The sequence below is a fragment of the Alcanivorax borkumensis SK2 genome (assembly GCF_000009365.1).
Lineage (GTDB): Bacteria > Pseudomonadota > Gammaproteobacteria > Pseudomonadales > Alcanivoracaceae > Alcanivorax > Alcanivorax borkumensis.
This window is the reverse complement of sequence record NC_008260.1, coordinates 1,913,655-1,939,459: the sequence shown is the minus strand read 5'-3', so window position 1 is coordinate 1,939,459 and position 25,805 is coordinate 1,913,655. Positions and strand designations below refer to the sequence as shown.

General features: G+C 54.3%; 26 protein-coding genes and 1 pseudogene. 14 read left to right on the top strand and 13 right to left on the bottom strand.

The window, feature by feature from the left end; all coding sequences use genetic code 11:
- Positions 1-95 precede the first annotated feature (95 nt).
- From ABO_RS08800 to ABO_RS08780, 5 genes are all read right to left on the bottom strand, one after another.
- Entirely contained in the window at positions 96-1,301 is a 1,206-nt protein-coding gene (locus tag ABO_RS08800; protein ID WP_011588983.1) for an acyl-CoA dehydrogenase family protein, read from the bottom strand.
- A gap of 14 nt (positions 1,302-1,315) precedes the next feature.
- Entirely contained in the window at positions 1,316-2,623 is a 1,308-nt protein-coding gene (locus tag ABO_RS08795; RefSeq protein WP_011588982.1) for an acyl-CoA dehydrogenase family protein, read from the bottom strand.
- A 377-nt stretch (positions 2,624-3,000) separates the two neighbouring features.
- Positions 3,001-5,364, bottom strand: coding sequence for a fatty acid cis/trans isomerase (locus tag ABO_RS08790; protein WP_011588981.1), 2,364 nt, complete (start codon positions 5,362-5,364; stop codon positions 3,001-3,003).
- 129 nt (positions 5,365-5,493) lie between these two features.
- Positions 5,494-5,946, bottom strand: coding sequence for a DUF3429 domain-containing protein (locus ABO_RS08785; RefSeq protein WP_011588980.1), 453 nt, complete (start codon positions 5,944-5,946; stop codon positions 5,494-5,496).
- A 53-nt stretch (positions 5,947-5,999) separates the two neighbouring features.
- Entirely contained in the window at positions 6,000-6,503 is a 504-nt protein-coding gene (locus ABO_RS08780) for a DUF1643 domain-containing protein (RefSeq protein ID WP_011588979.1), read from the bottom strand.
- A 61-nt stretch (positions 6,504-6,564) separates the two neighbouring features.
- Between ABO_RS08780 and ABO_RS08775 the strand changes: the two genes are divergently transcribed.
- Together ABO_RS08775 and ABO_RS08770 are read left to right on the top strand one after the other, a co-directional pair.
- On the top strand, positions 6,565-7,281 hold the full coding sequence (locus tag ABO_RS08775; RefSeq protein WP_011588978.1) for a nitroreductase: 717 nt from the start codon (positions 6,565-6,567) through the stop codon (positions 7,279-7,281).
- 332 nt (positions 7,282-7,613) lie between these two features.
- Positions 7,614-7,829, top strand: coding sequence for a dodecin (locus ABO_RS08770; RefSeq protein WP_011588977.1), 216 nt, complete (start codon positions 7,614-7,616; stop codon positions 7,827-7,829).
- 150 nt (positions 7,830-7,979) lie between these two features.
- Here the strand turns inward: ABO_RS08770 and ABO_RS08765 are convergent, their stop codons facing one another.
- The 4 genes from ABO_RS08765 to ABO_RS08750 form a co-directional block, all read right to left on the bottom strand.
- Positions 7,980-9,635, bottom strand: coding sequence for a DEAD/DEAH box helicase (locus ABO_RS08765; RefSeq protein ID WP_011588976.1), 1,656 nt, complete (start codon positions 9,633-9,635; stop codon positions 7,980-7,982).
- Positions 9,636-9,865: 230 nt separating this feature from the next.
- The gene (locus ABO_RS08760) at positions 9,866-10,678 is read right to left on the bottom strand and encodes a DUF4198 domain-containing protein (RefSeq protein WP_011588975.1); all 813 of its coding nucleotides are present in this window, start codon (positions 10,676-10,678) and stop codon (positions 9,866-9,868) included.
- Positions 10,679-10,703: 25 nt separating this feature from the next.
- The gene (locus ABO_RS08755) at positions 10,704-11,195 is read right to left on the bottom strand and encodes a DUF2271 domain-containing protein (protein ID WP_011588974.1); all 492 of its coding nucleotides are present in this window, start codon (positions 11,193-11,195) and stop codon (positions 10,704-10,706) included.
- Between the two features lie 32 nt (positions 11,196-11,227).
- Positions 11,228-11,833, bottom strand: a complete 606-nt coding sequence (locus ABO_RS08750; RefSeq protein WP_011588973.1) for a PepSY-associated TM helix domain-containing protein — start codon at positions 11,831-11,833, stop codon at positions 11,228-11,230.
- A 135-nt stretch (positions 11,834-11,968) separates the two neighbouring features.
- Between ABO_RS08750 and ABO_RS08745 the strand changes: the two genes are divergently transcribed.
- The 3 genes and pseudogenes from ABO_RS08745 to ABO_RS08735 all read left to right on the top strand — a co-directional run bounded on the left by ABO_RS08745 (position 11,969) and on the right by ABO_RS08735 (position 16,200).
- Positions 11,969-12,709 (top strand): response regulator transcription factor, encoded by a 741-nt coding sequence (locus tag ABO_RS08745; protein WP_011588972.1) that lies wholly within the window; start codon positions 11,969-11,971, stop codon positions 12,707-12,709.
- The gene (locus ABO_RS08740) at positions 12,709-14,064 is read left to right on the top strand and encodes a sensor histidine kinase (RefSeq protein WP_011588971.1); all 1,356 of its coding nucleotides are present in this window, start codon (positions 12,709-12,711) and stop codon (positions 14,062-14,064) included. The genes ABO_RS08745 and ABO_RS08740 overlap by 1 nt, the downstream gene beginning before the upstream one ends.
- Positions 14,065-14,276: 212 nt before the next feature.
- A pseudogene (locus tag ABO_RS08735) lies at positions 14,277-16,200 on the top strand (ligand-gated channel protein).
- A gap of 82 nt (positions 16,201-16,282) precedes the next feature.
- Here the strand turns inward: ABO_RS08735 and ABO_RS08730 are convergent.
- On the bottom strand, positions 16,283-16,696 hold the full coding sequence (locus ABO_RS08730) for a DUF4168 domain-containing protein (protein ID WP_011588968.1): 414 nt from the start codon (positions 16,694-16,696) through the stop codon (positions 16,283-16,285).
- A gap of 428 nt (positions 16,697-17,124) precedes the next feature.
- Between ABO_RS08730 and ABO_RS08725 the strand changes: the two genes are divergently transcribed.
- The 3 genes from ABO_RS08725 to ABO_RS08715 all read left to right on the top strand — a co-directional run bounded on the left by ABO_RS08725 (position 17,125) and on the right by ABO_RS08715 (position 19,809).
- Entirely contained in the window at positions 17,125-17,835 is a 711-nt protein-coding gene (locus tag ABO_RS08725; RefSeq protein WP_011588967.1) for a phosphoadenylyl-sulfate reductase, read from the top strand.
- Between the two features lie 335 nt (positions 17,836-18,170).
- Positions 18,171-19,178 carry a hypothetical protein gene (locus tag ABO_RS08720; protein WP_011588966.1) on the top strand — a complete coding sequence of 336 codons (1,008 nt, stop codon included), beginning with the start codon at positions 18,171-18,173 and terminating at the stop codon, positions 19,176-19,178.
- Positions 19,179-19,215: 37 nt separating this feature from the next.
- On the top strand, positions 19,216-19,809 hold the full coding sequence (locus tag ABO_RS08715) for an HAD family hydrolase (protein WP_011588965.1): 594 nt from the start codon (positions 19,216-19,218) through the stop codon (positions 19,807-19,809).
- Positions 19,810-19,915: 106 nt separating this feature from the next.
- Here ABO_RS08715 and ABO_RS08710 read toward each other — a convergent pair whose 3' ends face one another.
- From ABO_RS08710 to ABO_RS08700, 3 genes are read right to left on the bottom strand one after another with little or no spacing between them, the layout of a single operon-like run.
- Positions 19,916-21,238, bottom strand: coding sequence for a dihydroorotase (locus ABO_RS08710; RefSeq protein WP_011588964.1), 1,323 nt, complete (start codon positions 21,236-21,238; stop codon positions 19,916-19,918).
- The gene (locus ABO_RS08705; protein WP_011588963.1) at positions 21,228-21,788 is read right to left on the bottom strand and encodes a carbonate dehydratase; all 561 of its coding nucleotides are present in this window, start codon (positions 21,786-21,788) and stop codon (positions 21,228-21,230) included. Before ABO_RS08705 ends, ABO_RS08710 begins: the two co-directional genes overlap by 11 nt.
- Entirely contained in the window at positions 21,785-22,009 is a 225-nt protein-coding gene (locus ABO_RS08700) for a hypothetical protein (RefSeq protein ID WP_011588962.1), read from the bottom strand. The genes ABO_RS08705 and ABO_RS08700 overlap by 4 nt, the downstream gene beginning before the upstream one ends.
- 67 nt (positions 22,010-22,076) lie before the next feature.
- On the opposite strand from ABO_RS08700, the gene ABO_RS08695 reads away from it, so the two are divergent.
- Genes ABO_RS08695 through ABO_RS08670 form a run of 6 tightly spaced genes read left to right on the top strand, consistent with a single transcriptional unit; the run spans position 22,077 to position 25,798 of the window.
- Positions 22,077-22,499, top strand: coding sequence for a TraR/DksA family transcriptional regulator (locus ABO_RS08695; protein ID WP_011588961.1), 423 nt, complete (start codon positions 22,077-22,079; stop codon positions 22,497-22,499).
- Between the two features lie 4 nt (positions 22,500-22,503).
- Positions 22,504-23,727, top strand: a complete 1,224-nt coding sequence (gene zigA / locus ABO_RS08690) for a zinc metallochaperone GTPase ZigA (protein ID WP_041705440.1) — start codon at positions 22,504-22,506, stop codon at positions 23,725-23,727.
- The gene (locus tag ABO_RS08685; protein WP_011588959.1) at positions 23,727-24,353 is read left to right on the top strand and encodes a DUF1826 domain-containing protein; all 627 of its coding nucleotides are present in this window, start codon (positions 23,727-23,729) and stop codon (positions 24,351-24,353) included. The genes zigA and ABO_RS08685 overlap by 1 nt, the downstream gene beginning before the upstream one ends.
- 9 nt (positions 24,354-24,362) lie before the next feature.
- A complete protein-coding gene (locus tag ABO_RS08680) occupies positions 24,363-24,836 on the top strand; it encodes a transcriptional repressor (protein WP_011588958.1) in 474 nt (157 codons plus the stop codon).
- Positions 24,837-24,861: 25 nt separating this feature from the next.
- A complete protein-coding gene (locus ABO_RS14120) occupies positions 24,862-25,266 on the top strand; it encodes a MerC domain-containing protein (protein ID WP_011588957.1) in 405 nt (134 codons plus the stop codon).
- Positions 25,244-25,798: a ZrgA family zinc uptake protein gene (locus tag ABO_RS08670; RefSeq protein ID WP_011588956.1), complete on the top strand. Its 555-nt coding sequence runs from the start codon at positions 25,244-25,246 to the stop codon at positions 25,796-25,798. Before ABO_RS14120 ends, ABO_RS08670 begins: the two co-directional genes overlap by 23 nt.
- Positions 25,799-25,805: the final 7 nt, after the last annotated feature.

The following is a 25,805-nucleotide window of genomic DNA, read 5'->3' as shown; positions in this document are numbered from 1 at the left end:
GCAAGGTTATGCCTTCTATATTCGGTTAATCAAAAAAGCCGCTTCTGACTAATATCAGAAACGGCTTTTTATCAGAAGGTATTGCTCGGGCAATGTTACTTCAATTCTTTGGAACTAAGCCCCAATATACGGCGAGCGATAACGAGTTGTTGAATTTGTTGGGTGCCTTCAAAGATATCTAGGATTTTTGAATCACGGGCCCACTTTTCTAGCAATTCATCTTCGGTGTAACCCAAACTGCCTGCTAATTCCACACAGCGTAAAGTAATGGCATTACCAACACGCCCGGCCTTGGCTTTTGAAATGGAGGCCTCCAAGGTGTTGGCTTTCTTATTGTCGGCCATCCATGCCGCCTTCACAGCAAGCCAATAGGCCGCTTCCCAGTCAGCTTCCATCTTGTAAATTTCCGCTTCTACTGCGGAGCAGTTGTCTACCGGTTTACTGTAATCGTAGTTGATGCTGTCTTTGAGCAACTCCTTGATGCGCTCTAGGGAGGCCTTGGCACAACCAATGGCCATGGCCGCCACCAGCGGGCGTGTATTGTCGAAGGTCTCCATGACACCCGCAAAGCCTTTCTTGGTGTCGATCTCCGGGGTGCCGAGCAGATTTTCTGCCGGTACCCGGCAGTCCACAAAATTAATCGCTGCGGTGTCGGAAGCACGGATGCCGAGCTTCTTCTCAAGGCGTGCCAGTTCCATGCCCGGGGTGCCCCAGTCTACGACGAAAGACTTGATGGCCGCGCGGCCCAGCTTTGGGTCCAGTGAGGCCCATACCACCACGCAGTCGGCGCGCTCTCCGGAGGTCACAAAAATTTTCTCACCATTGAGAATGTAGTGGTCGCCGTCCTGTTTAGCGGTGGTGCGAATGGCTGCGGAGTCGGAGCCGCAGCCGGGCTCGGTGATGGCCATGGCGGCCCATTTGCCTTTAAAGCGTTCCAGTTGTTCGTCGTTGGCTACGGCCGCGATGGCCGCGTTACCTAGACCCTGGCGGGGCATGGCCAACAGGAAGCCGGTATCGCCGTAGCACATTTCCATGGCACCCAAGCATACGCCCATGTTAGCGCCATTTTTGACGCTGCCGTCATCCTGCACCTTGCCGCTACCGGTGGTGGCGGCGCCAGCGGAATTGGCCGGGTCGCCTTCGTTAAAGCCATCCAATACCGAGGCGAGCATATCCAATTCTTTCGGATATTCGTGCTCACCGCGGTCATACTTGCGCGACAGCGGACGGAGAGTGCTTTGGGCTACCTGATAGGCGTTGTTAATTAGGGGTTTAAACTTCTTGGGAATTTCAATATTCATGGTTGTCTCCCTCCTTACAGGTGCAGGCCGCCGAAGGCGATACCCACAGCACGCAGATCCCGATACCAGCGTTCCACCGGGTACTCTTTAGTGAAGCCGTGGCCACCGAGCAGTTGCACGCCGTCGGTACCGATTTTCATGGCTTTATCTTTGACTAAGGTACGCGCCAGGTGGGTTTCTCGCTGGAAGCTTTTGCCCTGTTCGGCACGGCTGGCGGCGCGGTAGGTGAGCATGCGCATGGCATCTAATTCGATGGCCATATCGGCGATCATGAATGCCACAGATTGACGGTGGCTGATGGGTTCGCCAAAGGCGGTGCGTTCGTTGCAGTAGGGGCCAACGTAATCGAGTACCGCCTGGCTCGTGCCAATGGTCATGGCACACCAGGCTAGAGTGCCCAGATCTACAAAAGCGCGATAATCAAAATCGTCATTGCCCAAACGGTTGTCTGCTGGGATGCGGACCTCGTCCAGTTTCAGTGGGCGTTGGCTGCTGGCGCGGATGCCCATGGAGGGATCGTTACCGGCAGTGAGCCCGTCGTTGCCACCTTCCACAATGAACACAGCCGGGCCGCTATCGGTTTGTGCCGCTATCAGGAAGATTTCTGCTTCGGCCGCCAATGGCACCAGAGATTTCTCCCCGTTAAGAATGTAATCGTTGCCATCTTTGCGTGCGGTGGTGGCCAGCACCATTGGGTCGAACAAGGGACGCGGCTCGCATACAGCAATGGTAGCTTTGGGCGGATTTTCTTCCGCGAAGCTGCTTAGATATTTGTCTTGTTGCTGCGCGGTGCCCCACTGGGTCAGGGCATTGGCCACGCCCATGGGAGCAAGAATCGCTACCGCTTGGCCCATGTCGCCGTGGGCCAGGTCTTCTGCCAGCAGCATGCTGGTAACGGTGGATCTCTCGGTGGCTGCACCCCCGAGCGCTTCCGGTACCGCGAAGAAGTTAAGGCCCAACTCTTGAGCCTGACCAATAACCTCATCACTAGTCTGCTGTGCGGCGTCGGCGTGTTCGGCCTGCTCACGCAGCACGTCCATGGCAAAGCCTTGAACGCTGTCGCGGATCATCTGTTGTTCGTCGGTAATGCCAAGGTCGAACAGATCGCGGGTATGGCCGGGCGCGGCCAGGCGCTGGGGCTTGTTGCCTGAGCTAGCCGATTTGAACGCACGGGCGGTGGTGGTGAGTACCTGGAACCCGCTTTTGGTGAGGGTGTAGGCAAGCCGTTCGACACTTTTGCGCATGCCGATCTTGTCGAGTACTTCCGAGCAGGCCAGGCGGTTAAGCGCGGTTAGCGCATACCCCACTGCATTTCTCGCCATGGTGAAACCTCATTGTTGTGTCTATGGATTGCACTCGATTATGGCGAGATGGGGCAGAGCCACATTGACCAGTGTGACTGGCTGGCCGGGCATAGTGGCAACAGCCCGGCGCCACAGGCCTAGCCATTGGTAGGATTAGAGGGTATGGGAGGTAAGGGGCAATAGTAGCGGGCCACATTAGATGTGTTGTTTTAAAGAAAAAAGCAAAAGCCGTTTACGGCAGAGATTGCGGAATAAGCACGGCAATCTGTTTTTTTCGGAGGAAAAATGTCTCCTGCTCAATGTGTTACTTTCAATTAGATCACACGGAGAGGGCAGCTGCCGTATGGCACTCATCCCTCCCGCGTGGTCTTGTTATTGCTGCTGATGCAGTTTTTTCAAAGGTTTTCGTACCGGTTCATATCGAGAATGCCAGCCTGGGTTGGCTCGTGCTTTTCCAGATACTGGTTCAGCGCATGGAAGTATTGCCAAAACTCAGGGTGAGTGCGGCGAATACCATAGGCATCCACTAGTTCGGTAAAATCTTTCTCCGTTTTCACCGCTTCCATTTGAGTAACGAAAGCTTGCAGCTGATCTTCCTGCACCAGGAACATGAAGTTGGGATAGCTCGCCAAGACGCCGGGATACAGGGTTAAGGTGTCCAGTGGCGGTTGGTAGCGCAGAGATTCACCCATCATGAACGCGACATTGGTGTGTGCCCGGTTTCGGAATAAGGAATAGATTTCCTGTTCACCCTTGTTGCCCCTTACGTGGATCATGCTGACTTCCGGCATGAAATTGACGGCTTGCAGGTTGGCCGCGCGCCGTGAAGAGATACTGCTGAGGATGTGGTCTGCGTCCTGTTTCCAGGCAGAGACATTGGGCCGTTGGCAGTTTTCACCGTCACAACGGTTTATCGGGTCTGGGCGGGCGTTTAGTTTGGCAAATTTAATCAGCAGATTATTGTTGAACTCGTTCATTGGGGTGCTGGTATCGAACTGGATACTCGTGGGCAGATCCGTATCTACGGATTCATAACTGATCGCCAACCGCAGTTTCCCGGTGTTTTGATACCAGTTGGCCAACACGAGTTGGCGCAGTTTTGCTGGGAGGTAGCGGAGCGTGTTCTGTTCTGCGCCATTACGGATCAGATCAAAGTAGAGGCGAGTCTGCGCCTGATGGGACACGGATCCGAAAACATTAAAGTTAACCACTAGGTTGTAATAGCTGCGTTCGAATAACGGGTAATCCATCACCCAGGTCGTTAAAGGCAAGTCGCCGATCAGGCCTTTGCGTACCGAGGAGTTATCGTGGTGACGGAAGATGGTTAGTAGTGCATTGCGATTATCCCCATCGCCATCCCACAATGAATCCCAATCTGGGCCTTTGGGTTTATTGGTGCCATAGGCCTGTTTGCGAGCTTTCAGGTAGTCGTTACGTTTTTCACTGTACTTGAGCCACTGTGGCCCTAAAGCCAATAGGTCATCGTCTTGACCGGGTAAGCCCAACAGATCACTGACTTGCGCGCGGTAATTGTTATCGGTGATGTAAAGGTCCTGTTCCGGGGCCTGAAACACGGCCCAGAAATGATCGCGAATTACATCGGTGGCTACTTGCCCGCGACAAACCGGACCGCGAATGAAGGTACGAACAAAGTATTCGGCTTCATCCAGCATAAACTGGTAGCGGGCCCGGGCTGGGATAGCGGAAAAGGTAACAAAGGGATTGGCACGTTGTTCGTAGCCATAGCCTGGTAACGTTTCCACGCTCCAGTCAGTGCTGAAGAAGTGCTCTTTGGTCCTAGCCAGTTTGTCCTTGGCTAGGCCAAAGGTAATGTGTGTTTTGTGCACTAAGGTGCCGGGCACAGGTGCAATACGGTACCAGAAATTTTCCGGTGGCATGCCATTGGGGCGATCGGTGGCTACTGGCTTAATCGGCTCCCCGGGAGGGGTGCTAGAGCGATGAAGTTTAAAAAAATGTGCCGGCTTGCTGTCTTGACCTTTGTCCAGGTACAGGTGGGCAAGAAAAAGGTGTTCGTATAGCCAGCGGGCCACCAGCTGGTGTTTTAGGTCTCTTTGGTTGAGAAAAGCTTCCCAGTCGGCAATCAGTTGCTGCTCTTCGTTGGTGGGAGTAATTATTTTAGGCTCCAAAGGGGCCCCTTGCTCCAACCATTGACGGATGGTCGTAAATTCGCTGTCGGTCAGCCCTGCGACCGCCAATGGCATGCCTTCCATGGGGTGACTTTCGGCATAGTCATCGAATTCATCTGGTGCGGGGCATTCGTTCTGCCGAGCTAGGCCCAAGACAATATCGTCTGGAAGTTTCTGGTTCGGTTTAAAACTGTGTTTTTTTCCTAACGCCAGCATTTGATAAAGCAAAGAATCCTGCAGGCCAGAGGTGCTGTCGATGACAGAATAGAAGCCCTTGTCACGCCATTGTGCCGTGGTTTGTGCATCCTTGAACAAGCGCGTTGGGGAGATGGTTTGAGTACGAGCCCCATCGTAAACGTTTTTCTTGCTGGCCCCCCGGTCTAGGCCTTCTACCGCTTCAAGTTTCAATTGGCAGGGGGCGTCATAGCAGCCATGACAGGCTAAACATTTCTTTTCGAAAATAGGATGAATGTCGTCATGGTAATTGGGTGAGGTATTGGTGAGGTACTTGGGAGGGAGCGGGGCGCTGGTAACCGGTGCAGACAGAGCGCAAAGCAAAAAGAACAATATCCCTAGTGAAAAGGGGCCATGTGAATCCCAATGGTTTTTCATATTCCCGAATCTCCCTATAACGGATTGACAGTGTAGCGGGGGCGGACAGAGCCGGCCATGGCTGGCCCCCTATCAGCATCTGTTGTTTTGTAAAAAGCCGAAAATTGGCGGTTAGAAGCAATGCGCCCTTTATAGCATCCAGAACATAGTGGCAGCCCAACCGATCAGGACGGCGATAACGGCGGCGGCGGTGAGTTGATGCCTTAGGTGTCGATACCAAGTGGGGAGTGTGTCATTGAATACCATCTGTTCTGTGCCCCACACGAACATAAGCCCGGCGGCGAGCATGGGCAGCGATAGTTCCAACGGAAGTAGCAGGGAAAGCCATGCCAATAACGCCGGTATCAGACCAAATAGTAGTGTTGGGTACTGGTTGCTGTAGGGCATTTTATCGAGCGCCCTGCCCCAATGAATGGCGCCGAGAAAGGCCAGTACAATGGCGGAGTAGGTGGCCAGAGCATGCAGTGCCCAGCTGCCGGTTTGGGCAAACCAAGATAGCCCAGCCATGCCATAAAAGGGGATAAGTCCAGAGTAGGACAGGGCTTTGGCACGACGGATATTTTTTTCCTGACGTGTGCGCACAGTGTCGATTCCAACGGATGTTTTTTTCTATTATCGATGATGCAGAGTGAAGGTTAAGGCAAGGAGGGGTAGCCAACCCAGGGTTGGGCTTTCAGGTGGCGGGGGAGGTATAGCGGGTGTGCCGGCTCCCCGGAGCGATTAAGGCGAATGTAATGCATGGTTGGCAATTGGCGGACCACCTGCACGGCGCGGTCGTTAAAGCGTCCATGGTTGCCCCAAGCCGCCACGACTAGGTCGGCCTGACGGGCCAAGCGGCGTAGCCAGGCGTCATTTTGTGGGCCCACGGGGTCTGCGGCAGAAAATAGATCCTTTGGGTAAGTTGCCCGATATGCAAACAGGTTGGCCACGCACAGTCCTGAGTAGCCCCAGTCCTGGGCAAAGCCCATGCAGCGACGAATGGTGGGGTTGTCTTGGTGGGGATCAGTGGTGGAGGGGTTGAGGCCAATCAGCAGCATAAAATCATCACCTTCCCCCCACTGGCGCCAGAGCGCATAGCGGTACTGTCCACAGCGTGAAAAGTTGGCGTGACGTTGCAGATTATCGGCTGTCTTGGTCATGGCTGCGTATTATAAATCTCTGGCACAGTGAAGGCTAAGGGCACTTAAACAGGCTAAGAGTATGGAATTTAAAGATGTGATGGCCCGGCGCCATAGTGTACGGGCATTTACCGACCAGCCAGTAAGCGAAAAGGTGCTGAACAAACTGCTCAGCACTGCCGCCTCGGCGCCGAGTTGGTCCAATACCCAGCCTTATCAGATCGCGGTGGCGAAGGGCGAGGTGCTGGAGGATTTGCGGCAAACATTGCCCCCTATGTTTGATGAGTTAATGGACCTAGCGAAGGGCTCTAAATTCAAACAGCTCAAGGCCATGGTGACTAAAAAAGGCATGCCGGACGGTGATTTCAAACCGGTTACCGATTACCCCAAAGACTTGCAGCCACGCCGTAGTGCCACCGGTTATCAGTTATATGAATTGTTAGGCATTCAGCGTGACGATAAGCAGGCTCGCCATCAGCAGATGCGCGAAAACTTCCGTTTTTTTAATGCGCCGGTGGCGGTGTTTATTTTTGTCCATGAAGGGCTAGATGTTTACAGTGCATTGGATGCAGGCATTTTTCTGCAAAGCCTGATGTTAGCGGCCACGGATGCCGGGTTGGCCACCTGTGCCCAAGGGGCTTTGGCAATTTGGCGGTCGCCCTTGGAAAAACATTTTAATATTCCGGAAAACTATAAATTATTGTGTGGCATGTCGCTGGGCTATGAAGCGGATGAAACCATCAACCAGTTCAAACCGGAACGTCAGCCGCTGGAGGCACTATTGGTGCCAAAAAAATAATGGTGGAGTTGCTCTGAACGATTTGGGTTAGATAGACCACAAACCCGCATCCAATCTGATGAAGCCAATGCCAAGGTGTCATCTTGTGCATATCCATCGCTGGTTCTCCTCAATGAATAGAAAATGATCGACTGTTTTAGTTTCAGCGCTGAAGGATGTTCGCGGGACCTTTCAATGGAGTGTTGTTGTTTTTTTGATCGACTAGACATGGGTCTTCCCTTGTAATCTGCCCATTTCGATGCCACAGATGAAAGTAGATGGAGGGCGGCGTGCTTAAACTAGGGCGTGGTCGCTCACACTCAACGGAACATGTGCCGAAAAGGAGAGCAGTCATGTCTGATGATCATGTTTACAAGAAAGTCGAACTTGTTGGGTCTTCGCGTACCACGATTGAAGATGCCATTGAGAATGCGTTGGTAACGGCCAATGAAAGCTTGGAACTAATGGAGTGGTTCGAGGTAACGCAAACCCGTGGCCATATTGAAAATGGCAAGGTGGGGCATTATCAGGTGACCCTGAAAGTAGGGTTCAGGATTTCCGGCTCCTGAATCGCGACAAGCACGAGCTACAAAAAAACCGCACCCGAAAGGGTGCGGTTTTTTTGTAGAGAGCCCAGCGTGGTGCTGGCTGGGCAGCTCAAGCCAAGCATAACTTGGCTTTGTGTTGCCGTGCAGCGTGAAGCTTGCTGCTTCTCTTTTTTATACCATTTCTAGGTCTAGAGCCTGCTGGCAGACCCGCGCGGTACGGATAACGTGCAACTGCTTTGGAGACAGGTCTTCTGGCAATTCCACGGTGCTGTGGTCCTGATGGATCTTGATTGGACCAATCAGGCGACTAGGCAGTTTAGCTTCATTGGCAATGGCACCAACGATATTGCCCGGCTTCACACCGTGATCGTGACCTACCTTGATCCGGTAGCGACGCATGGTTTTGTCTGTGCGACCTTTGTCGCCGCGGTTGCGCGGGTTACGGTCTTCGCGACGGCCACCCACGTGGGCGGATTCGCGACGGCGCGGTTCTTTGACCATCTTGGGTTCTTTCAGAATCAACGGTTCGCGTTTGAACATCATGGTGGCCAGTGCGGCCGCCATGTCATTGTCGCTGATATCCATGGCGTCACGTAGTTGATTCACCAGCGCGCGGGCTTCATCAACGTTGGCTCCAGAGGTGAACCCGGCCAGTTGCTCCTGAAAGCGGGCAATCCGCTTGGCATTGAGGTCATCAACGGAGGGAAGCGCCATCTTTTCGATGGACTGGCGAGTAATGCGTTCGATTTGACGCAACACGTGTTGCTCACGACGAGCCACAAACAGGATGGCGTCACCCTGGCGACCGGCCCGGCCGGTACGGCCGATGCGGTGCACGTAGGCTTCCGGGTCGCCGGGCATGTCGTAGTTCACCACGTGGGTGATGCGCGGCACGTCTAGGCCACGGGCAACCACGTCGGTGGCGATCAGCAAGTCGAAACGCTTATCTTTCAGGCGCTGTACGGTTTTTTCCCGTTGTTGTTGGGGAATGTCGCCGTTCAGGGCTTCGGCACGCAGGCCGCGACGGTTAAGCTGCTCGGCCAGTTCTAGTGTCGCCTGTTTGGTACGAACGAAAACCAGTACTGCATCGTGTTCTTCTGCTTCCAGAATCCGGCACACGGCGTCCAGCTTGTTCAAACCCGCGACGGGCCAGTAACGCTGGCGGATGGTGGTGCCAGTGGTGGCGCCGCCATTATCAATGCGAACCAGTTTGGGTTGCTTGAGGTGCTGGTCGGCAACCTTGCGAATGACCGGCGGCATGGTGGCGGAGAATAGCGCCAGCTGGCAGTCATCCGGAGTACGCTCAAGTACCCATTTCACATCGTCGATGAAGCCCATACGAAGCATTTCATCGGCTTCGTCGAGCACCAGAGCCTTCAGATTGTTTAGCTTCATGGAGCCGCGGTCCATGTGATCCATAACGCGGCCGGGGGTGCCGACAATCACCTGGGCGCCGCCGCGCAGGCCTTTCAGCTGGGTGCGGTATTCACCACCGCCGTAAATGGGCAGAACCTGCAGACCTTTAATGTCTTTGGCAAATTCTTCACACGCAGTGGCAACCTGAATAGCCAGCTCGCGGGTTGGGGCCAGGATCAGCATCTGCGGTTCACGCAGAGACGGATCGAGACGGGCCAAAAGGGGCAATGCAAACGCAGCCGTTTTACCTGTGCCGGTTTGTGCCTGGCCCAGAAGATCGTGTCCATCCAGCAACAGCGGGATGGCTTGCGCCTGAATCGGCGAAGGCTGCTCGAAGCCCTGACGGGCGATCGCAGTGAGCAGAACCTCGGGCAGGCCTAAAGAGGCGAACCCGGAACGGGAATCTGACATGTAGTACCTATGAATTAGGAGGGGAGGAGCCGAGCATGGGTCGGCGAGGACGGCGGAGTATACATAGGTGGGGTTGAAATTGCACGTTTTTTCGCCAGTTGCTGTTAGCGCAGAGGGGGTGCTGTGTTCGTGATGGTGAAAAAGTAGAGCGGCTGATTCTGAGCAGGCAGCGATCGGAATCAGCCGGAAGCCGGGTAAAGCAAACCCGGCAAACTTCTATGTGGAGGGGGTTACATCGGTAGCACTTCAACGGTGCCGAGGTATTGCAGGTAGCGTTCCGTGGCTTTGGGGTTGCTAACGTTTTTGTCGCTTGTGCCCGCTTCCAGGAAGTAACGGCCAGCGGCAGGCCATTGGATGCTGACAATGCCTTTATCATCGCTGGTCACGGACCAGCTTTCTTGGCTGTCACGGTATCGGGTTCCACCCGGAACCAGTTCTACCTTGAGGTCGGAGGTCGGCTTGCCATCGACCAGCAGTTTCCACTGAGCGGTTTCGCCCGCGTAAAGGTCGTTGGGGTGAGTGAGTAACTCAAGTTCCAGGCCCTTGCCGGTGGGCTTCAGGCCGGTTTCGTTTGGCGCCCCTAGGGTGACATAGGTTTCCAAACGGTTGAGAACCTCACGCAGTTTTACTTTATCGGCCCCGCTGGGCACTTCGGCCAGCATCGTATCCGCATCTTTGCCGCGGCTGCGTTTGCGCTCACCGTTGATCTCGTAGGAGATAAAGTAGCTGGGTTGCGCCACACTGATCCGGTAGCTGCCTTCCTTTTCCAGCTGTACGTCAAACACACTACGTGTGTGCATTTTCATGGCGTTATCCACGGTGGCTGGCTTGCCATCCGGGCCGGTCACTTCCAGGCCATCGACAGGGTAGGCTCGCTCGAAACCAAAAATTTCATTGGAGATGCTGGCATCAACGGTAATCCACTGGGGCTCAGAAACGGTGGTGTGGCTGGGCAGTAACCACAGCTTGTGGGCATGGGCGGGTAGGGCTGTGGCCAGCACCAATGCGGCCAGTGCAACTTTAGGGAAACGGACTCGGGTCATGGTGGCGCTCCTTGAGTAGTCGGTGTTATTGAGAGACGGTGAGGGTGACAGTGCCCAGTTCGTCGGTGCCTATTACTTGCTGCTGTTGAGGGCGTTCCCCGGCCGGCCACAGGAACGGTAATTTCAGCACTTCGCGGCCACCGACTTCTCGGGCTGCTTCTACCACCAAGGTGTATTCGCCGGCGGGCAGGGATTTAAGTGCGTCCACATCACTAAAGTCCACAGTGTGAGTGCCAGGAGAGCGGGTGGCGCCAGTGAGACCGTCGTAGGGCGCCGACTGGCTGCGGCCGGTTCTGCGCCACCACTGGCGAATATCTTTGAGCCATTTTTCCTGGTCGTCGTACCACAGGCCCAGTGGTTTTAGGGTGCTACGGTCGGCATTTTCCACCCAGAAGGCCACATAGGGAGCATGATATTCGGCCACACTCAAACGCGGCACTTCCACCTCTACAGAAAAGGTATCAGCCATGGCCTGGCTGGTTAGCAGGGGAAGCAGAGCGAGATAACGCAAGCGCATGAAAATGTCCTTCCTTATCTGAATGTCGGGTCTTAATGCATGAAAAAAATGATCAATAGCCAGGGGAGAACTAACCCCGCCAAAGTGACCGGCCAGGTGGCCGGCCGCCGTTTAGCATGAAGCATCATTAGCCCAAGCCCGGTGAACGCAAATAGCAGGCTGGCGATGGCAAAAATATCGATGAACCAAATCCACACCGTGCCGGTGTGGCGACCTTTATGCAGGTCATTAAAAAACGCAATCCAGCCACGGTCCGTGGTTTCCGCGAGTATCGCCCCGTCACTCATATCAATCGCAAGCCAAGCATCGCCACCAGGCCGGGGCATGGGCAGATAAATCTCATCGGCTGCCCATTCCGGCTCTCCATCGGTGTGCTGCAGGTCCATTTTCCGTGCCAGCCATTGCTGAACGGCGGCGGGCAGTTGGCCGCCGGTTTGGTCTGCGAGCTGAAATAGCAGCTCGGTGGGCAGCGTGTCCTGATGTTCACGAATTACCGGTTCGGCGCTGATCTGGCTGGCATGGTTAAGGGTGATGGCGGTGAGGCTGAACAGCACCAAGCTGATCAGACAGATGGCGGAGGTGACCCAGTGCCACTGGTGGAGTTGTTTCAGCCAAAAGGCTTTGCGTTTCTTGTTCACGGAGTGGCTCGTTCATTTACAACGGAGGCAGGGATGTTAATGAGAACCGTTATATTTAACCACGGTTATCTTCGTAAAGAATGTAATCTTAGGGTGCTTGAATGCGGTTTATTCGATAAAAGCTAGCATTTGCGAATGATAATTTCTATCATTTCTAAAATGCTAGCCGTTGTGAAAATGCCTGCCCGTTTACTGGTCATTGAAGATGATTCGGTACTCAGTGGCCACTTGCTTGATTATTTTTCCGAGCGGCACTATCTGGTTTCGGTGTGTGCCGAAGGCCCGGCGGGGCTGGATGCGGCGACGGCCGGTGATTATGACCTAGTGCTGCTGGACATCCTGTTGCCCGGCCTTAATGGCTTGGAGCTACTTAATGCCCTGCGCCAGCAAAGCCCGGTGCCGGTGATTGTGGTGTCTGCATTGGGCGATGAGCAGGCCCGTATTCAGGGACTTATCAACGGTGCGGATGATTACCTTCCCAAGCCATTCAGTATGGCGGAACTTGCGGTGCGGGTGGATGCGGTGTTGCGCAGGGTGGCGCTGGAACGGGTGCGTCCGGAAGAGCCGCAATGGGAATCAGTGGGTAAACTGGTGCTGTGCGACCACAGCATGGCGGCCTTTTACCAAGAAACCGACCTAGGGCTGACCAACACTGAGTTTCGTTTGTTGCAGGTGCTGTTGGAGCACCGAGGTGCGGTGCTCAGCAAGCCATTCCTCTACCAGGCGGTTCTGCACCGAGGCTGTGGCCGCCATGATCGCAGCCTGGACCTGCACATTAGTCATGTGCGTCGCAAACTTCGTGACGCCGGAGCAGCAGAGTCGGCGGTGAGAACAGTCTGGGGGCAGGGCTATACCCTGATCACTGACAACCTCTGATGTTAAAACGCTACTCCCTTCTTTGGCGCCTGGCGCTACTTCTTGTTGTTACCGTAGTTACCACCATGGTAGTGGGAACGCGTGTTACCAACGCTCTGCGAAATGATGCTCAGCTTTTGAGTGACCAGGCGGTTGCCGTAATGCGCGGTTATGCGGCGGCTGCGGAGCAGGCATGGCTCGCGGAGGGGCGGGCAGGGGTAGACCAATGGCTGGCGGGCATGCGTTCCCGTGAAAGTGGTGATATCGCTGTGATCAGTAACACCGACCAGTCCCTGAGCAGTACTCCATTGACGGTACAGGAGCGTAGCGGGCTTCGCTTTCAGCGGGGTGTTCATAGCCGCATGAGTTTCCGTTACGGCAAGAAGATGCCTTATCTGGGGTTGCCATTTCCTACTGTCCCAGAACAGGGAAGCCTGCTGATGCAGCTGCCTCCCCGGTTTCGTCCGGGTACCTACTGGCCTTGGGTTGAACCTTTATTGTTAGTGGGGGTTCCTACGATATCGGCCCTCATGCTGGGTGGGCTGCTGTTCTGGCGTGCCCGCGTCTTGTTGAAGGCGTTACAAGCGCAGGTGCTCGTATTCAAAGACGATACTGATGCCCGTGTGGTTGGGCCGTTGGCCACCCGTTCAGATGAATTTGGTGAGCTTGCTCGTAGTTTCAACCATATGGCAGAGCAGGTTTGCGGCATACTCGAAACTCAAAAACAGTTACTCAATGATATGTCGCATGAGTTACGTACTCCGCTGAGCCGGTTGTCTGTGGCCTTGGAAAACGCAATCAACGAACAGCAACTGCGCCAGCGGTTAGAGCAGGAATTGCGCCACATGCGCACCTTAGTCGATGACACTTTGGCGCTAGGTTGGCAGGACACCGATACCAATACCGGTAACGCTGGCCTGCAGTCTTTGTCGGTGCCGGTGTTGTGGGACATGGTTGTCGAGAATGCGGCGTTTGAGAGTGGTTGGAGTAAACAACGCTTCCCTTGCACCTTACCTGATGACACGGAGGTGTATGGCAATTTGAATACCTTAGCTCAGGTATTTGAAAATTTGGTCCGGAATGCCATTCGGTATTCGCCTGAGCAGGGGACGGTCTTATTGCAGGGGCAGCGTGAAGGGAGTGCCTGGCATCTTCAGGTGGTGGATCAGGGGCCAGGGGTGCCTGAAGATAAGCTGCACAGTATCTTTGCGCCCTTCGTGCGCCTAAATACCGCGAGGACGACTGATAGCGGTTTTGGGCTGGGATTAAGTATTGCCCGCAGAACAGTGGAGCGGCTTGGCGGAGAGCTTTGGGCACATAACCGGGACCCTGGGTTGTGCGTGCATTTGCGCCTGCCGGCTCCGGCACGTGTATAAAGTGTAAACCTCCTTTTGTTATAAATAAGAATCAATACCATTCCTTTTCTTCGGCAGATCCATTGCTGCTTTCAGCAGCCCTGTCTGGCCGATTTACCAGGGGGAGCTGTATCGGTTTTTCGCTACCAGGCGGCAAGCTTGAGTGGTGAAAGGGGGCGGTTGGCACTCCGGTTGGATGTTGTTGTTTATCTTCGAGGAGGAAAACCATGGGAATGCGCTTGGGGACTCTAACGATGGCGCTGGCCGCAGCCAGTGGCGCCGTGTGGGGGGAAGAGGGAGGACATGAGCTGGGGCAGGTGTCTGTGACAGCCGGAGGGTACATTCAACAGGTGGACGATGCGCCCGTGTCGATTAGCGTTATTGACCGTGAGTAGATTGAAGCGCGTTTCTACCAAGACACCACTGATGCCTTACGGGATGTCCCCGGTGTGATTGTCACCGGCGGAGGCTCCGGCGACCGTGGCACCGATATCGTTATTCGCGGTATGCCGTCCTCTTATACGCTGATCATGGTTGATGGTAAGCCGGTGTCCACTCGGGAAAGCCGTCCTAATGGTAGTGCCGGGTTTGAACAAAGCTGGTTGCCGCCGCTGCAAAGCATCGAGCGTATCGAGGTGGTCCGTGGCCCCATGTCCACCCTGTATGGCTCCGATGCCATGGGGGGCGTGGTCAACATTATCACCCGCAAAGTGGAGACAGAGTGGGGCGGCTCCGTACAGCTGGACGCGATCATCCAGGACGATTCCCGATCCGGTGATAGCCAGCAGGGCAATTTCAGCTTGAGCGGCCCATTGAAAGACGATTTGCTGGGCCTGCAAGTCTATGGAGGCTTTTATAACCGCCAGGAAGATTTATTCGTGGATGGTTATGAGCAAAAAGACTTGCGTAACCTGACAGCTAAATTGACTCTGACACCGACAGAAAATCATGACTTTTCAGTGGAAACTACCCGCACCGAGGATAGCCGCCAGAGTTTGATCGGGCGTAGCGCAGATTCCGACGATAGTTTTACTGATCATACCCGCGAAGCTTTTTCGCTGACCCACACTGGCCGTTGGGCCGTCGGCACATCCGATACCTACATTCAGCGAGAAAAAGCGGAAAATGAAAGCCGTGAAATGACTATCACCAATACCCATGCCAAGACGGCGTTGGTCATGCCGGTGGGTAATCATATGGTGACGGTGGGGGCCGATTTCACGGAAGAAAAACTGGACGACAAAACCTCCAACCGGATTTCTGACCGCACCAATATTGAGTCATCAAAATACGCTCTATTTGTGGAAGACGAATGGATGCTCACCGATACCTTTTCGGTGACCGCAGGTGCGCGGATGGACGATGATGAAAATTTCGGCACCCATGTTAGCCCGCGCCTTTATGGCGTGTGGGGATTCAGCCCGCGCTGGACGGTGAAAGGTGGCGTCTCCACTGGCTTCCGCTCTCCGTCGCTGCGTGAATTGACCCCGGATTGGGGGCAGGTGAGCCGGGGTGGCAACATCTACGGCAACCCAGATCTGGAGCCTGAAACCTCGCTTAACCAGGAGCTGGGCCTGTACTTCAACGCGGGTCGCACGTTGCTGGCCAACGTGACGGTGTTTCACAACGACTTCAAGGACAAGATCACCCGTATTACCTGTCCGGTCAGTATCTGTCCGGATGGTCCCAACCAGTTTGGTTCCGACCCCACCTACCGGGTGAATGTGGATGAAGCGCAAACCCAGGGCGTGGAAGCGGCGCTGTCCACCACGTTGGCGAGGGTGGTGTCCATCAACCTGAGCTATACCTATACCGATTCGGAGCAGAAATCCGGGGAGTACAAAGGCGAGCCGTTGACTCAATTGCCCAAGCATCTGGCCAGCCTGAACCTGGATTGGCAAGCGACAGATACGGTGTCGCCTTGGGACCGTTCGCTATCGGGGTGAGGAGAGTCAGCCAAACACGAGGCCGTCCAGCTGCGCCACCATCGCGCCGTCGAATACCCTGGTTGATGCCGGTATCGGTTTCCAGCTGACACCGCAGACCAAACTCAATACGGGAATTTATAATCTGGCCGACAAGGAAATTTTCTACGACGAATATGGTTACGTGGAAGATGGTCGGCGTTACTGGGTAGGGGTGGTGACAAACTTCTGATTGTCAGCCCGACGTGGGAACAGGTCATGTAAAAACAACAACGCCGGCGAATGCCGGCGTTGTTGTTTTGCTGCGTTCAGGATTACATTTTTTCCTGAATGCGGGTGCGGAAGTCCGCATCGTATTGGGCCAGCTGAGCAATCTGGTTATAGGTGCTCAGCTCCAACCCACTCTCTTTAACGGCTTCTACCATTTTCTCCTGTGCTTCTTTCTGCACTTTCATGGCTTCTTCAGGCTTGTCTTTGTTCGCCTGCAGTTGCTGGGAGTATTTCTGCTGGATGCCAGACATGTCTTTTTGTGCATCGGCAAAGGCATCAAGCTGTTTGTCGCTGAATTCAGAGGCCTTGGGCAGCTGCTGCATCTGCTGTTGCTGCATTTGTTGCTGCTGGGTCTGTGGGGTTTGTGACGCGGGTGCACCAGGCTGCTGTGCGGCTACCGTGCCAGTGAAGGTAGCGGAAATCATCAGGGCGCCGAGCGCCATCATCCGTTTGCTCATGCTTCATCTCCTTGTCAATCGCCCCGAAGCGGTCGGGGATTACGGTGTTACCCAAAGTGGCCGAAACCAAAATACGGCGACACTGCAAAGTCCGACCACCATCAGCCTGTAAGTTCGACGAGAAATGTTAAATCATGATTCACAGTGACGATGCGTATCGGATACTGATGTGAACAAGCCTTTTATATGTGCTTACGTGCGATTAACTACAGCGTTGGCAGGCCCTATGTGCTGTGGTTGATCGGTTTGGGCGCGGGTTACCCTTTTTGATGGTGCACGGCGAGGCAAAATGGCCGTGCTGAGTTACTGCCTCTGTTTTGTTTTCATATCCCTTTTGGTTATAAAAGTATCACTATATATTACTTTATATTCCTTTTTAGGCCCCTATTATGGCAGCTTGAAATTTCCCTTTTGAGGTGCTGCAGATCATGGGTAATGCACAGCTGATTACACGATTTGGTGACAATACCGTTGGCTTGTCCAAAGAGGCGTTGGAGGAGCTGAATCGTGTCTATCGTCCGCTGAGCTTTGCGGAGCGCATTCGCCGTGTCTACGAAGACTTTGCGCCGGATCGGATCATGGTGACTTCGTCTTTTGCCGCGACGTCGGCTTATTTTCTGCACATCATCTCTACCATCCGTCCTCAGCAATCGGTGCATTTTATTGATACCGGTTATCACTTTGCGGATACCCTGAAGTACAAGGATTACCTGATCGAGCGATTTGGCCTGAATGTGGTCGATGTGACGCCGGATCCGGATCACCACCAGGTATCCCAAGAAAATCGTATGTGGGAAACGGATCCGGACCTGTGCTGCCAGGTGAACAAGGTTAATCCGTTGGAAGAAGCCAAGGAAAACTACGATCTGTGGATTTCCAGTCTGATGGGTTGGCAAACCGAACACCGTGCCGGTCTGGAGGTGTTTGAAGAGCGTCGTGGCATGATCAAGTTCAACCCGATGATTGATGTCACCAAGGAACAGCGTGACGCCTATATTAAGGAGCACGACCTGCCGTTTCACCCACTGGTGGCCCAAGGGTTTGACTCCATCGGGTGCAGCCACTGCACCTTCAAGGGCGAAGGCCGCGAAGGGCGCTGGAAGGGCAACAAAAAAACCGAGTGCGGTATTCATATGTAGCCGTGCGCGAATAGCCAGCTACGCAAACTTCGGTGAAGGGGTAAGCCTCGTTTAACAGCGGGTGTTTAGGTTGCTATACGCGCCTTACCCTTTCGCAAACCTGCTATGTCTTAACATCATGCCGGGCATCTACAGCCTAGCCCTCCCGATTACTTCCTGAAAAGAACCCTCAGCATGTATTGCCCATTGTAGTAACGCCTGTGTGTATGGGGCCTTACACTGCGTTGGCTAGCCCGTGGTTGAAGAATGGGCTGGCCTCGGTCGGCAGAATTTGCTTTTCTTGTGAGTAACACCTGGGAGCCGGGTCTCGCTGTCTAGAGCTATAGGGGGAAAGCATGAAGCGATGGGTACAGCAAGCGCAGCGTTGGCGGAGGACGTTGTTGGTTAGCTTGGTACTGTTGATGTCAACGAATGGGATGGCTGCGCCGGCATTGGGGCCGTCATCTGCCGGTTTACGTTTAGATTTGCGCACCAATGTAGGCTGGGAAATGGCCTATTTCCGTTATATGGGCGCGGACTACGGTGAGGCATTGTTGGCCCAGGCCGGCCAAAACATTGGCCTTACCATTCTTACTCACAAGATCGTTCCTCATCACTGTATGCTCAATTTTTCCCATGAGTATTGCGATGACAGCGGGTATCCAGACACTTGGCAGCGAGCGGTGGAGCCGGTGGTGTGTTCTGGGATCACTGCGGCTTCCAGGGCGTTGTTGTCAGGGGATCATGCCCGTGCCGAGCAACTGTGTGTCACCTTTCGTGGGGGCTTTTCTTCTCCAGCAAGTGGTGCGCATACGGCGCCAGATCTTGTCAGCGATTACCTTGCTCACATTGGCCAACCGGAAAGTGGCGATGACCCAATGACGGTAGAGCTGACAGTGACTTTAACGTTGGATAGTGAGCAGCCGCTGCAACGCTTGTCGCCGGGCTGTTACGGTTCGGTTTGTGTTGGCGATACCTTGTCCAGTGCGCAGGCGACCAGCAAGGCGCCGCTGGATATTATTGCAGGGCAAGGTAGCTGTGGCCGTGTGCGCAGTGCGATGTGGCCCGCGGGGCTATCCGCCCAGTTCAGAAACAATCGTATTACCCGATGGGAGGTCACGCCGCCTTCGGATATTCGTACCCACAGCAATGTGGCGTTGGGCGAATCACTACCCTTATACGCACTCTATGAGGGCGTGTTGGAGGAGACCTCGGAGGCCGGGCCAGGGGTATCGCCGATTAAGGCGGTGTACTGGCAAGTACGAGGCAAGAAAGGTCTTCAATACACGCTCAACAGCGACCGGCAGATTATCGCCATGGCTTCGGGTGGTGAGGCGTTAATGGAGGATTGGCCGTGCCAATAGTGTGTTCACCATTGCCAATGGCAGGCTGGAGCGTGCGATGACGTTGTCAGCAGCGACTCCTCAGACGATGTTCAATGGCATTATTTTTGATCTGGATGGCACCCTAGTCGATTCTCGTCTGGACTTTGCTGCCATCCGTAAGGCTCTTCGTTGCCCGGAAGATGTAGGTGTTCTGGAGTTTATCGACACGTTACCACAGCGTGAGCAGGCAGCCGCTCACGCTGTGGTGCTTGAATATGAGCGTGAAGGGGCGCAACGGGCCACCTGGATACCCGGCGCAGAATCCTGCCTTGAACAATTGTCGGTAATGGGTATTCCTACGGCTATTCTTACCCGTAATGCCCGTGTCATTGCCGAGCTCACCGTTTCACGGCTGAATATTCCTGTGGAGCGTGTGCTGGCAAGGGAGGATGCTGCGCCCAAGCCGGCTCCAGACGGGCTGCTCGCTATTGCCCGTGAATGGAATATGGCGCCTGCCACCATTGCCTACGTAGGGGATTTTAAATATGACCTGCTGGCAGCGCGCAATGCTGGCATGGTTGGGGTTTACTTGGACATGGACGGCCTCAATACCCATGGCTATCTTGCGGACCGGGTTATCCGCCGGTTTGATGAACTGTTGATAGGGTGAATTTTAACCGCGGGCCGCTTGGCGCCAAACTCCAGAGAACGCGAAATCCTTTTCATCATCCACGTGAGTGTTGTTTTTGAGGGGTATTTTTAACTGGCTGTGCCCGTTATAGAAACCTGAGCGGTTTTCCTGCTGGGCTGCCGATGACCTGCTCGTCGAGCATGACAATTTGCCCTGCAATAATCGTGGCCGAAGGCCAGCCTTGCAGCATCATGCCATCGTAGGCGCTCCAGCCTGAAGGTGAGGCCAGTTTGCGGTCATCCACCGCTTGTTTACGTTGCATGTCTACTAAGGTCAAATCAGCATCGTACCCCACCGCAATTCGCCCTTTGCCAGCCATGCCGAACAGCCGCGCAGGTCCTGCGCATACCATATCCACTAATCGCGGGAGGCTGAGTCGTCCCTGGTTAACATGATTGAGCATCAAGGGTAGCAGTGTTTGGGTTCCGGTCATGCCGCTGGGTGAATTCGGATAGGGTCGCTGTTTTTCTTCTCGAGTATGGGGGGCGTGGTCGCTGCCGATGACATCCACGATACCGTTTTGTACCGCTTTCCAGAGCGCATCTTGGTGGCGTTGATCGCGGATCGGAGGATTCATCTGTGCCAGCGTGCCGAGCCGTTCGTAGCACTCCGGTGCCGATAGAGTGAGATGTTGGGGCAGCACCTCTACCGACACGCTGGACTTGTGATGTTGCAAGAACGCCATCTCCTCGGCGGTAGATATGTGCAGCACATGTAGGGGGCGGCCAGCTTCTGCTGCCAGTGCGACAATGCGCTGAGTGGCTAACAGGGCGCTGTTTTCATCGCGCCAAACGGGGTGGGCTACAGGGTTTGCTGCTTCTTCAGCAAGGTGTCGGCGAGACAGTAAGCGGGCTTCGTCTTCAGCATGAACCGCCACTCGCCGGCGACCATGGCGGAGTATATTGCGTAACACGTCATCGCTATCGGCGAGCAAATCGCCAAATGAACTGCCCATAAAAATTTTTACACCGCTGCAGGCGGGTAAACATTCCAGTTCTTCCAGCTGCTCGGCATTGGCGGCGGACCCGCCGATATAAAAGGCGTAATTGCACCAGGCATCCCGTTCTGCAATGGCAATTTTGGCCTGCAAATCTTCCGCGTAGAGCGTTAAAGGCTGAGTGTTAGGCATCTCGAAGACACTAGTGATGCCGCCGAGAATGGCACCGCGTGTGCCAGCTTCCAGCGTTTCCTTGTGTGTCATGCCCGGTTCGCGGAAATGGACTTGGGAATCCACGGCGCCAGGTAAGAGGTGTAAGCCGCGGGCCTCGAAGATCGTGTCTGCCTGAAAGGGCTCGCCAATAGCCACAATGCGGCCATCACGACAGGCCACATCGGTTTCTTCAGGGCCACCAGGCAACAGGACCGTGGCACCTTTGATTAATAGGCTAGAGCTGTTTTCACAGTTCATTTTGAATCCTTTTATAGCCCTGAACGAGTTGCTGATTGGTATCGGATACACTTTCTGAAAACGCGGTGATGTCTTGGCTCACACGGGGAATGAGGCTGAGATCCGTGTCGGGTCCAATACGGCTGGTGGATGGGATATAAAAATTTGCGGGAAGCGTCATGCCGTCGATAACCGCATTATGACGAATGGCGCAGCCGTCGCCGATAGTGCAGTTGAAAAGCACGCTGTTGAAGCCTACAAAAACGCTGTCTCCCACCTCACAGGGGCCATGCACGATGGCTCGATGGGCAATAGAGCTGTGCTTACCAATCGTGATGGGGCCTCCATCCTTGGAGTGCATGACGACGCCATCCTGAATGTTGGTTCCTTCGCCAATGAGAATGGGGTGAAGATTGCCTTGATCATCCGTTTCGTCCGCTCGAATGACGGCGTAGGGGCCGATAAAGACATGGCGACTTACGATGACTTTGCCACAGATGATAGCGGTAGGGTCGACGAAGGCGTCCGGATGAATATCCGGCAAGTCACCATTAGGGTTTTTACGAATCATTTGTTTCTTCCTTCGTCTTTCAGTGCCTGGTTAAACCAGGTTTTCGTCTGTTTCCAGTGCTCGCGGCCGTAAAGCTCAATGAACTTGCGGGTCATGTGGTCATTGTCGTCGTCTAAAGCAATCAGCCTTTCGCGGATAAAACTCTCGCCAAGAGGGATCCCGCATATTTCGGTAATGCAGTGTCGCCATTCGGTGTAGGAGCCGGGCAGGGGCAAATTCACGGTTCTTCTCCACGAAGGTTGTTGATTATTGATGCAATGTTATAACATAACATGAAAGGAGAGCATCATGCCTCATACCATTAGTGAAGAGGCGTTGTTGGCGATGACAGCGTCGCAGTACATGAATGCGAGCCAGCGGGAGTTTTTCCGCAAACGTCTCCTTGCTCTGGCTCTAGAGTGCGAACAACACCTTGGGAACGCTAGAAACAATCTGCAGACACCGGCCCAGGCAGACCCACTGGATGCGGCTGTAGAAGAAGAGACGTGCCGTCACCAGCTACGTTTTATGGCGCGCCAGCAGGCCTTGTTGGGAAAAATACGCGGTGCGTTGAGGCGGCTGCAAAACGGAGACTACGGTTACTGCAAAATCAGCGGTGATCCTATTGGTTTACCGCGTTTGCTCGCTCGCCCCACCACGGAATACTGTGCCGAGGTAAAGGCTCGCCTTGAACAAAATGAACGCCACTATGCCCATCAACGAACCGGATAAAGACATGACAGGCCAGCAAATCAATTCCATTCGCCAGCTTCCCGTTACCGTATTGTCAGGGTTCCTGGGTGCCGGAAAAACCACGGTGCTGAACCATATTCTTAACAATCGAAGCGGGCTGCGGGTTGCCGTTATCGTTAACGATATGAGTGAAATCAATATTGATGCTGCACTGGTCAATCAGAACGTTTCTCTCAATCGGGCAGAAGAGAAACTGGTGGAAATGAGCAATGGTTGCATCTGTTGCACCCTGCGCGAGGATTTGTTGGTGGAAGTGGATCGGCTGGCCAGAGAAGGGAGCTTCGATTACTTGGTTATCGAATCCACAGGGATATCTGAGCCTTTGCCTGTGGCAGAAACCTTTACCTTCGAAGACGAAAACGGTGAAGGGCTATCTTCTGTAGCACGGCTGGACACCATGGTCACAGTGGTGGATGGGGTTAACTTTCTCCGCGATTACAATAGTTGCCGTACGCTCCAGCAAGAGGCAGAAAACCTGGGCGAAGAAGATCACCGCAATGTGGTGGATCTCTTGGTGGAACAGGTGGAATTCTCTGATGTGATCCTGATCAGCAAGACGGATTTGGCCACGAAAAAGGAGCTCGATGCTCTGCAAGCCACCTTGCGGTTGTTGAATCCGGATGCTCGTATTCTACCGATTAGCCACGGTGCGGTGCCGCTGGATGATGTGCTTAACACCGGCCTGTTCGACTTTGAAAAAGCCCAGCAGGCGCCGGGGTGGTTAAAAGAAATGCGTGGCGAACATTTGCCCGAAACTGAGGAATACGGCATCAGCAGTTTCACCTATGAAGCTCGTCGCCCGTTTCACCCGCAACGTTTCTGGGACTTTTTGCAACAGCCTTGGCCCTACGGCACGTTGTTACGTTCAAAGGGTTTTTTCTGGTTGGCCAGTCGGCCCCAATTTGCGGGTAACTGGAGCCAGGCGGGCGATGTTGTTCATCACGGCCCGGCGGGCATGTTCTGGAAAACCGTGCCGGAACAACAGTGGCCCACTGACGAGGAATACCGGGCCTTGATCATGGAAAAGTGGCAAGAACCGTTTGGTGATATGCGCCAGGAGTTGGTGTTTATCGGCCACAACCTGCAACCAGAGGCAACTCGCCAAGCGCTGGATGCCTGTTTGTTGACGGAAGCAGAAATGCTCCAAGGTAAGGCGCTTTGGGAACAGTTGGATGATCCGTTTCCGCAATGGGAGATGGCGGGGTGATGACGATGGCAGTGGCGCAAGCGGAGATTACTACGTCGCAATGGCATTGTTCGCCAGATGCAGCGGTGCTGGCGGACATCGTTCAGGATGATATGGAGGTGGCCGTCTGGGATCGTCCCAGTCCTGTGGGCCAGGACGTGGTAGCGTTGGCCTGCCAACAACGGCTGGCACTAAAACACTGGCTTGAGCTTTCTCAGCTTGAGGGGGCTATCGAGCGAATGCTTCCGGATGAGCGCTATGGGGCGTTGCGGGACGATCTAGTTTTGCTTGCCGACATGACTGCGTGTCTATTTGGCGTGTCTGGCCTAGGGTTACGTGTTACGGCTTTGCAAGCGCCTATGTGCCCACGCTTTCATGTGGACCGAATTCCGGTTCGGTTATTGTGCACCTATGGCGGCCAGGGCAGTCAGTGGCTGCCGTTTGATTGCGTGGACGATCAATTGCTCTCGCCTGGCAGTAACCAGCCTTTGCTTTTTCAGCAAGAAAACGTCAAGCAACTTGAGGCCGGGCAGGTGGCGCTGTTAAAAGGCGAGTCATGGCGGGATAATCCGGGGGCAGGCGTGGTCCACCGGTCCCCGCCCATGTCTCCCGGTCAGCAGCGGTTGTTGATCACTCTGGATATTTAGGCTGAGAACATGGCAGTGAGTCGAACAGAGCAGATTCTTAATAGCGCTGAGCAGCAATGTCGAAAGCTGGGTGTGCGCATGACCCCCCAGCGCAAACAAGTTATGGCGCTAATACTGGAGCAAAAAACCCCGCAAAGTGCCTATCAGCTACTCGACCAGTTCAAAGCCCGCTATCAGAGCAATGCACAGCCGCCCACGATTTATCGAGCGCTGGATTTTCTGGTTCAGCAAGGGTTGGCCCACCGGCTTAGCTCCACCAACCAGTATCTGGCCTGTGATCACATTACCTGCCAACACGGCCATCGCGGAACGGTGTTCTTGTTATGTGATCAGTGTGGTGGCGTTCAGGAAACCCCCATGGCGGGGGCCGCTGTTGACGAATTACAACACACCCTGGATGAAGTGGGTTTTGTAATTCAGCAAGAACCGCTGTTGGAAGTGCATGGCCGTTGTGCCGATTGCGCATCGCTAGCGGGCAGCTAAACAACACTCTTCTCGGGAGACAGTAATGCAACGTTTTCGCCTAGACGTGATGGCTATCGGCCTGTCTAGCCTCTGCATGATTCACTGCGTCGCCAGCGTGGCGGGGCTCTTTGCCATCGGATTGTTATCCGCGTTTGGCAGTGTGGATGAAATATTTCACTTGGTCATGCTGGCCATCATAGTGCCGGTAAGCCTGCTCGCCATTGGCGTAGGTTACCGGCGACATCGTCGTCTTTCCGTCTTGGTTCCAGGCGTATTAGCCTTGGCGGGGTTGTGTCTGCTAACCGTTTTTGAACATGCTATGCACGGCACTTTTTGGGAACCATTGCTGACAGTTCTGATCGGACTCTGTTTGGTGGGAACCCATGTGGGCAATATTCGAGGCTGCAATGACTGCGAGATAAATCATGAAAAACCCTATGCAACCTAAGTGGCTGGCTGCTCTATTACTGCCATTGAGTGTGGCTGGCTTCGCAGCAGATGTGCATCAGCATGGTCATGCCGAGGCGGCGGTTGTACTCGAAGGCGATCAGTTAACCGTTAGTTTCCGGGCGCCGTTGATGGATATTTTCGGTAGCGAGCAGCCACCGGCCGATGCCTCAGCGCGATTGCGTTACAGCAAGCGCTTGGCACAGGTTATAGAACCTCAGCCGTCTGCAGCTGCCCTGTGTGAATTGATCAATGTGTCCTCTCGTTCCGTAGCCGATTTGTTTCCGGAAAGTAAGGCGCATGATCGTGATGACCATGACCACGATGATGATTCCCATGAAGCGGTCAATCATCATCAGGACATCGTCCACGAATGGACGTTTGCCTGCGAGGCCCCTCAGCAGCTGCAAGCCGTAGATCTGCCGTTTCTTAGTACCTTTTCGAGCCTGACCACAGACGTGGTGCTGTTGTTACCGGCCGTCCAGAGCGCTTCGCGTCTGGCTCCGGGTCAAACTCGAATACTCGTGGAGTAAGGCCGTA

Excerpts from the sequence above, each read along its gene's own strand:
- ABO_RS08770 (WP_011588977.1), top strand. The coding sequence starts at position 7,614 with ATGTCTGATGATCATGTTTACAAGAAAGTCGAACTTGTTGGGTCTTCG.
- ABO_RS08780 (WP_011588979.1), bottom strand. The coding sequence starts at position 6,503 with ATGACCAAGACAGCCGATAATCTGCAACGTCACGCCAACTTTTCACGC.
- ABO_RS08765 (WP_011588976.1), bottom strand. The coding sequence starts at position 9,635 with ATGTCAGATTCCCGTTCCGGGTTCGCCTCTTTAGGCCTGCCCGAGGTT.
- ABO_RS08800 (WP_011588983.1), bottom strand. The coding sequence starts at position 1,301 with ATGAATATTGAAATTCCCAAGAAGTTTAAACCCCTAATTAACAACGCC.
- ABO_RS08695 (WP_011588961.1), top strand. The coding sequence starts at position 22,077 with ATGCCTCATACCATTAGTGAAGAGGCGTTGTTGGCGATGACAGCGTCG.
- zigA (WP_041705440.1), top strand. The coding sequence starts at position 22,504 with ATGACAGGCCAGCAAATCAATTCCATTCGCCAGCTTCCCGTTACCGTA.
- ABO_RS08755 (WP_011588974.1), bottom strand. The coding sequence starts at position 11,195 with ATGCGCTTGCGTTATCTCGCTCTGCTTCCCCTGCTAACCAGCCAGGCC.
- ABO_RS08720 (WP_011588966.1), top strand. The coding sequence starts at position 18,171 with ATGAAGCGATGGGTACAGCAAGCGCAGCGTTGGCGGAGGACGTTGTTG.
- ABO_RS08740 (WP_011588971.1), top strand. The coding sequence starts at position 12,709 with ATGTTAAAACGCTACTCCCTTCTTTGGCGCCTGGCGCTACTTCTTGTT.
- ABO_RS08725 (WP_011588967.1), top strand. The coding sequence starts at position 17,125 with ATGGGTAATGCACAGCTGATTACACGATTTGGTGACAATACCGTTGGC.
- ABO_RS08680 (WP_011588958.1), top strand. The coding sequence starts at position 24,363 with ATGGCAGTGAGTCGAACAGAGCAGATTCTTAATAGCGCTGAGCAGCAA.
- ABO_RS08795 (WP_011588982.1), bottom strand. The coding sequence starts at position 2,623 with ATGGCGAGAAATGCAGTGGGGTATGCGCTAACCGCGCTTAACCGCCTG.
- ABO_RS08705 (WP_011588963.1), bottom strand. The coding sequence starts at position 21,788 with ATGATTCGTAAAAACCCTAATGGTGACTTGCCGGATATTCATCCGGAC.
- ABO_RS08745 (WP_011588972.1), top strand. The coding sequence starts at position 11,969 with ATGATAATTTCTATCATTTCTAAAATGCTAGCCGTTGTGAAAATGCCT.
- ABO_RS08775 (WP_011588978.1), top strand. The coding sequence starts at position 6,565 with ATGGAATTTAAAGATGTGATGGCCCGGCGCCATAGTGTACGGGCATTT.
- ABO_RS14120 (WP_011588957.1), top strand. The coding sequence starts at position 24,862 with ATGCAACGTTTTCGCCTAGACGTGATGGCTATCGGCCTGTCTAGCCTC.
- ABO_RS08730 (WP_011588968.1), bottom strand. The coding sequence starts at position 16,696 with ATGAGCAAACGGATGATGGCGCTCGGCGCCCTGATGATTTCCGCTACC.
- ABO_RS08760 (WP_011588975.1), bottom strand. The coding sequence starts at position 10,678 with ATGACCCGAGTCCGTTTCCCTAAAGTTGCACTGGCCGCATTGGTGCTG.
- ABO_RS08710 (WP_011588964.1), bottom strand. The coding sequence starts at position 21,238 with ATGAACTGTGAAAACAGCTCTAGCCTATTAATCAAAGGTGCCACGGTC.
- ABO_RS08790 (WP_011588981.1), bottom strand. The coding sequence starts at position 5,364 with ATGAAAAACCATTGGGATTCACATGGCCCCTTTTCACTAGGGATATTG.
- ABO_RS08670 (WP_011588956.1), top strand. The coding sequence starts at position 25,244 with ATGAAAAACCCTATGCAACCTAAGTGGCTGGCTGCTCTATTACTGCCA.
- ABO_RS08685 (WP_011588959.1), top strand. The coding sequence starts at position 23,727 with ATGACGATGGCAGTGGCGCAAGCGGAGATTACTACGTCGCAATGGCAT.
- ABO_RS08715 (WP_011588965.1), top strand. The coding sequence starts at position 19,216 with ATGACGTTGTCAGCAGCGACTCCTCAGACGATGTTCAATGGCATTATT.